At 73.3% G+C, this 5,580-nt stretch carries 8 protein-coding genes; 4 read left to right on the forward strand and 4 right to left on the reverse strand.

Annotated elements, in window-relative coordinates:
- Positions 1 to 76: 76 nt before the first annotated feature.
- Positions 77 to 298, reverse strand: a complete 222-nt coding sequence (locus ADY01_RS31745; RefSeq protein ID WP_049580186.1) for a hypothetical protein — start codon at positions 296 to 298, stop codon at positions 77 to 79.
- A 152-nt stretch (positions 299 to 450) separates the two neighbouring features.
- On the opposite strand from ADY01_RS31745, the gene ADY01_RS31750 reads away from it, so the two are divergent.
- Positions 451 to 1,788, forward strand: coding sequence for a glycoside hydrolase family 16 protein (locus ADY01_RS31750; protein ID WP_078900786.1), 1,338 nt, complete (start codon positions 451 to 453; stop codon positions 1,786 to 1,788).
- 26 nt (positions 1,789 to 1,814) lie between these two features.
- On the opposite strand, the gene ADY01_RS31755 is transcribed toward ADY01_RS31750, so the two are convergent.
- From ADY01_RS31755 to ADY01_RS31765, 3 genes are read right to left on the reverse strand one after another with little or no spacing between them, the layout of a single operon-like run.
- Positions 1,815 to 2,489 carry an anti-sigma factor family protein gene (locus ADY01_RS31755; protein ID WP_049580187.1) on the reverse strand — a complete coding sequence of 225 codons (675 nt, stop codon included), beginning with the start codon at positions 2,487 to 2,489 and terminating at the stop codon, positions 1,815 to 1,817.
- On the reverse strand, positions 2,486 to 2,998 hold the full coding sequence (locus ADY01_RS31760) for a sigma-70 family RNA polymerase sigma factor (protein WP_078900787.1): 513 nt from the start codon (positions 2,996 to 2,998) through the stop codon (positions 2,486 to 2,488). The genes ADY01_RS31755 and ADY01_RS31760 overlap by 4 nt, the downstream gene beginning before the upstream one ends.
- Positions 2,995 to 3,432 carry a hypothetical protein gene (locus ADY01_RS31765; protein WP_234320493.1) on the reverse strand — a complete coding sequence of 146 codons (438 nt, stop codon included), beginning with the start codon at positions 3,430 to 3,432 and terminating at the stop codon, positions 2,995 to 2,997. Before ADY01_RS31765 ends, ADY01_RS31760 begins: the two co-directional genes overlap by 4 nt.
- Before the next feature lie 86 nt (positions 3,433 to 3,518).
- On the opposite strand from ADY01_RS31765, the gene ADY01_RS31770 reads away from it, so the two are divergent.
- Genes ADY01_RS31770 through ADY01_RS31780 form a run of 3 tightly spaced genes read left to right on the forward strand, consistent with a single transcriptional unit; the run spans position 3,519 to position 5,571 of the window.
- A complete protein-coding gene (locus ADY01_RS31770) occupies positions 3,519 to 3,998 on the forward strand; it encodes a ubiquinol-cytochrome c reductase iron-sulfur subunit (RefSeq protein ID WP_049580189.1) in 480 nt (159 codons plus the stop codon).
- 40 nt (positions 3,999 to 4,038) lie between these two features.
- Positions 4,039 to 4,929, forward strand: coding sequence for a TIGR03620 family F420-dependent LLM class oxidoreductase (locus ADY01_RS31775; protein ID WP_049580193.1), 891 nt, complete (start codon positions 4,039 to 4,041; stop codon positions 4,927 to 4,929).
- On the forward strand, positions 4,930 to 5,571 hold the full coding sequence (locus tag ADY01_RS31780) for an HhH-GPD-type base excision DNA repair protein (protein WP_049580190.1): 642 nt from the start codon (positions 4,930 to 4,932) through the stop codon (positions 5,569 to 5,571).
- Positions 5,572 to 5,580 lie beyond the last annotated feature (9 nt).

Here is a 5,580-nt window from a genome sequence, read left to right on the forward strand (position 1 = left end):
CCCCACCCCCGCGCATCCCGCCGTCGTCCATCCCGCCGTCGAGCGGCGGCAGTTCGGCCGGGTCAGTTCGGCCGTGTCAGCCGAGGGCCAGCCAGGCGACCGCGGCGAGCACCACGACCCCCACCACCACCCCCAGGATCAGGCCGACCCGCGGACCCGCGGGCGGTGTGGCCGCCGGCGCCGCGCGCCGAGCGGTGGTCTCGTCGTTGACAAAAGCCTGGAACATCTGGGTGCTGCCCGCCGGGTCCGGTTCCTGAGGACCGTGAGGGGGCCGGGGCGCATGGGGGTTGTGGGCCATGCCTGACGACCCTAGCGAATCCGGCGCCGGGGGCGATACCGGGTCCGCCGCCCGTTCCGGAACTTCCTGGTCCTGACCAACCTCTTGAATTGGTCTACGCCACGCTGTGAAATGGGGCGCCCCCACAACTCCCCCGACTGGATGTGGTGTCCATGAAGCGTGCCAGACGCGTGGTCGCCGCGGCGGTGGTTCTCGCCGTGAGCTGGACGTTGCTACAGACCGCACAACCGGGAACAGCCTCCGCGGAGCCGGCGGAGACATCCGCCGTGACCTCCGCCTCCCCGACCTCCGTCTCACCGACCTCCGTCTCACCGACCGGCGCCGCCGCGGCCCCCGCCGCGGAGGACGCGGCGCCCATGGCCGTGGTCTTCGAGGACAACTTCGACGGCGCGGCCGGATCCGCGGTCGACGGCGGCAAATGGCAGCTCGAGGTCGGCGACAACGTCAACAACCACGAGCGCCAGTACTACACACCGGGGAACAACAACGCCAAGCTCAACGGCCAGGGTCAGCTGGTCATCGAGGCGCGGCGCGAGAACCCCGGCAACTACAACTGCTGGTACGGCCGATGCGAGTACACCTCGGCCCGGATGAACACCGCGGGCCGCTTCACCGCGCAGTACGGCCGCGTCGAGGCCCGTATCCGGATGTCGCACGGCCAGGGTGTCTGGCCCGCGTTCTGGATGCTGGGCAACGACATCGGCTCGATCGGCTGGCCGGCCAGCGGTGAGATCGACGTCATGGAGAACATCGGCTCGGAGCCCAGCACGGTGCACGGCACGCTGCACGGCCCCGGCTACTCGGGTGCCGAGGGCATCGGCGCGGCGTACACGCTGCCGGGCGGGCAGAGGTTCGCGGACGGCTTCCACACCTTCGCCGTCGACTGGTCGCCGAACGCGATCACCTGGTCGGTGGACGGGAACGTCTTCCAGACCCGCACGCCGGCCGATCTCGGCGGCGATCCCTGGGTGTTCAACAAGTCCTTCTTCCTCATCCTCAACCTCGCCATCGGCGGCTACTGGCCCGGCGACCCCGACGGCTCGACCACCTTCCCGCAGCAGCTCGTGGTGGACTACGTGCGCGTCTCGACCGACTCCACGGGCGGGGGCGCCACGGGCCCGATCACGGGCCTCGGCGGCAAGTGCGTGGACGTCGCCGGGGCGAGCAGCGCCAACGGAACGCCTGTGCAGCTTTACGACTGCAACGGCTCCGCGGCGCAGCGGTGGACCCGCGGCGGCGACGGCACGTTGCGGGCCCTCGGCAAGTGCCTCGACATCGCGGAGGACGGCGTGGCCGACGGCTCGCCGCTCCAGATCTGGGACTGCCACGGCGGCCCCAATCAGCAGTGGGTCGCCAACGCGGCGAACGACATCGTCAATCCACGCGCCGACGCGTGCCTGGATGTGACGGGCAACACCTCGGCGAACGGCGCACGCCTCCAGATCTGGACGTGCACCGGCGCGGCCAACCAGAAGTGGGACGCGCCCTGACCGGCTGACCCCACCGGTGAGCTCCCCTAGGGAGTGAGCCGCAGCACCGTCGCACCACTGGGCGTGCGGACCTCGAGCGACTCGATGTCCGCACGCCGCAGCGCGGTTCCGACCGACAGCGAGGCCGAGTTCCGCGGGAGCGCGTACCAGCGCGCCAGGACCTCGGTACCGCCGTCGCGGCCCACGGCGACCAGCAGGTAGTCCCCGCCGCGCTCGCCGCCGTACTCGCACTCCATCTCCACCCGCGTGCCCCCGTCCGCGTCGGCCAGCCGCAGCGTCGCCGAGACCGGGTAGGCGCCGACCGGCGTCATCGCCGAGGAGGCGGGCCCCTCGTCGTCCAGCCGCACCGCCGTGAACGCCAGCGCCAGGCACGCGGCCAGCGTCACCGCGGTCGCCGCCACCGCCGCGAACAGCCGCCTCCTGCGCCGGACACCGGCCGCCGCGGTCGCCGCGGTCGCCGCCCGGCTCCGCGCCTCGCCGGCCGCCTCGTCGAGCATCGCGGGCAGCAGGGTCGGGGGCGGGGGCGGGCCCACCGCCATCTCGGCCTGCGCCAGCAGCCCCGGCAGCCCGGCCAGTTCGCGCACGGACCGCGCGCAGGCGTCGCAGTCGCCCATGTGTTCCTCGAACGCGGCCCTGTCCTGCGGCGAGAGCGCGCCGAGCACATAGGCCCCGTCGAACATCTGGTAAGGATCCCCGCTCATCGGGTCACGCCCTTCTCCTCCAGCGCCAGGCGCAGCGCGCGAAGGGCGTAGTGCGTCCGTGACTTGACCGTTCCCTCGGCGATCCCGAGGCGCGCCGCGGCCTCGGCGACCGAGAGCCCCTGGAAGTAGCAGAGGACCAGCACCGCGCGGTGGCGCTCGCTCAGCTCGGTGAGCGCGTCCGCGACCAGCCAGCCCTGCACGGCGCGTTCGGTGTCGTCGGGCACCGCCTGCTCCGGGAGCTCGTCGGTGAAGATCTCGGCGCGCGCCGCCGCCGAGCGCCACCCGTCGATCACGATGCGCCGGGCCACCGTGAACAGCCAGGAGCGGGCGGAGCGCGTGGACTGGTCGAGCACGCCGGGGTGGCGCCAGGCCCGCAGCATCGTCTCCTGCGTGACGTCCTCGGCCCTGGCGCGGTCCCCGCCGGTGAGGTGGAGGGCGAACGACCACAGCGCGGCTGCGTGCTCATCGTGCAAGGCGCGCATCAGCTGGTCCTCCGCCCCCTCACTCATGCGCGCGCGCCCTCACGCTGCCGCACGCTCCCACCCAGGATGCCGAAACGCAGCGCGAGGAGCACCAGGCCGAACACGACGCATCCCGCCTCCGTCACCACGCCCCAGACCTCCTCGTCCGTGCGGAACTGCTCGGTGACCCCGAAGAACCCGGTGGTCAGGGAGAGCACGTACGCCAGCAGCGTCGCCGCCCCGAACCCGACCGCCGCGAGCTCCGGCAGCCAGTGCCCGCGCCAGGCGACGACCGCCAGGGCGATCACGACCCCGGCCACCACGTTGACCAGGAACATCGGTCCGACCTCGTCCTCGTAACGCCCCCAGTCGTCCCACACCACCCAGTGCACCCACGCCGACCCGAGCAGGCCGAGCGCCACCAGTATCCGCAATGTCCAGCCGACCATGGCCCGCTCCCTCAGCTCTCGTCCGTACTCCACACACGAGAGGAGGGGGCACCTGGTTCACCGGAGGAATTCTCCCGGGGCGAATGAACTCCGCGGGGGGCCGTCCCGTGTGATCGGGTATGACTGCGACCCCACACACGCGACGTTCCCTGCTCGCCGCCTCGGCCGCCACGGCCGGGGCCCTGGCCCTCGCCGCCTGCGGAGACGACGAGCCGGGATCGTCCGGCTCGGGAGACGGCGGCGCCGCGGGGGACTCCTCGGGCGGCTCGGAGGGCGGCGCCGCGTCGGGCGGCTCCGGCTCGGCGCCCGGCTCCCTCGCGGCGCTGGCCGACGTCCCGGTGGGCGAGGCGACCGCCGCCACCACCCCGGACGGCGAGGAGGCGTTCCTCTTCAGGGCCGACGAGACCACGGTCGCCGCGTTCAGCGCGATCTGCACCCACAACGGGTGCACCGTGCAGGCCGAGGGCGCCGAACTGGCCTGCCCCTGCCACAACTCGCGCTTCGACGCGGCCACCGGTGAGGTCCTGGGCGGCCCGGCCCCCGAGCCGCTGCCCGCCATCCGGGTGAAAATCGAGGGGGATCGGATCGTCGCGGAATAGGCCCGCCGCGGGCGGGGGTTCAGCCCTCATGCACACCCCCATGGACACGACACTCGCGAACGACCTCGGGCGCGTCGGCATCTGGACCAACGCCCTGCGGCCCGGGAGCCCGAGCGGCGGGGCCGAGATCGCCGACGCGGCGCGGGAGCTGGACGAGCTCGGCTACGGCGCCATCTGGCTGGGCGGCAGCCCGGCCGTGGAGGACACCTTCCCGCTGCTGAAGGCCACCTCCCGGCTCCTGGTCGCCACCGGCATCCTCTCCGTCTGGCAGCACGAGCCGGACGAGGTGGCCGCGCGATTCGCCGAGGCGAACGCCGCGCACGACGGCAGGTTCGTGCTCGGCCTCGGCGTCAGCCACGCCCCGTTGACCGAGGGCTACCGGCGGCCCTACACGAAGATGGCCGCCTATCTGGACGCGCTGGACGCGGCCGAGACCCCGGTGCCCGCGGGGCGCCGGGTCCTCGCCGCGCTCGGCCCCAGGATGCTGCGGCTGGCCGCGGAGCACGCGGGCGGCGCGCACCCGTATCTGGTGACCGTCGACCACACGGCCGCCGCCCGCGAGACGCTCGGCGAGGGTGCCGCGCTGGCGCCCGAGCTGAAGGTGGTCCTCGACCCCGACCTCACGCGCGCCCGCGCCACCGCGCGCGCCTATCTGAGCGGCTATCTCGAACTGGAGAACTACCTCAACAGCCTCCGCCGACTCGGCTTCACGGACGACGACTTCCGCGGGGGCGGCAGCGACCGGCTGGTCCACGCGGTGTTCGCGCTCGGCGACGCCGAGGCGGTCGTTCCCCGGGTGAACGCGTACCTGGAGGCGGGCGCCGACCATGTCGCGCTCCAGGTCGTCACCGAGAACACCGGCCGCGACATCCCGCTGCCCGCGTACCGCACCCTGGCCACCGCGCTCGGACTGAGCGGCGATCATGGGTAGATGACGCATCCCCTCCGGCTCGCCCAGCGCCAGGACGCCGACGAGTTGCTGGCCCGCAGCCCGCTGGCCGCCCTCGTCGGCATGCTCCTCGACCAGCAGATCCCGATGGAGTGGGCCTTCACCGGCCCGCACACGATCGCCACCCGCCTGGGCCGCGACGACCTGGACGCCCACGAGATCGCGGCCTACCCGTCCGTGGCGTTCGGCGCCCTGCTGGCCACCAAGCCGGCGGTGCACCGTTACCCGGGCTCGATGTCCAGGCGCGTGCAGCAGCTGTGCCAGTACCTGGTGGACCACTACGGGGGCGACGCCGGCGCGGTGTGGCGCGACGCGGAGAGCGGCGGGGAGCTGCTGCGGCGCCTGGAGGCGCTGCCGGGCTTCGGGAAGCAGAAGGCGCGGATCTTCCTGGCGCTGCTGGGCAAGCAGTTCGGCGTCACCCCGGAGGGCTGGCGCGAGGCGGCGGGCCCGTACGGCGAGGAGGGCTCGTTCCGTTCGGTCGCCGACATCACCGGGCCCGAGTCGCTGGCCCGGGTGCGGGCGACCAAGCAGGAGGCCAAGCAGGAGGCCAAACGGGTGGCGAAGGGGACGGAGAAGGGGACCGCGAAGGAGCCCGGGAGCGGGCCGGCGGAGGGCGGATCCTGAGGGGTGGGA

The organism is Streptomyces sp. SBT349, from assembly GCF_001083795.1.
GTDB lineage: Bacteria > Actinomycetota > Actinomycetes > Streptomycetales > Streptomycetaceae > Streptomyces.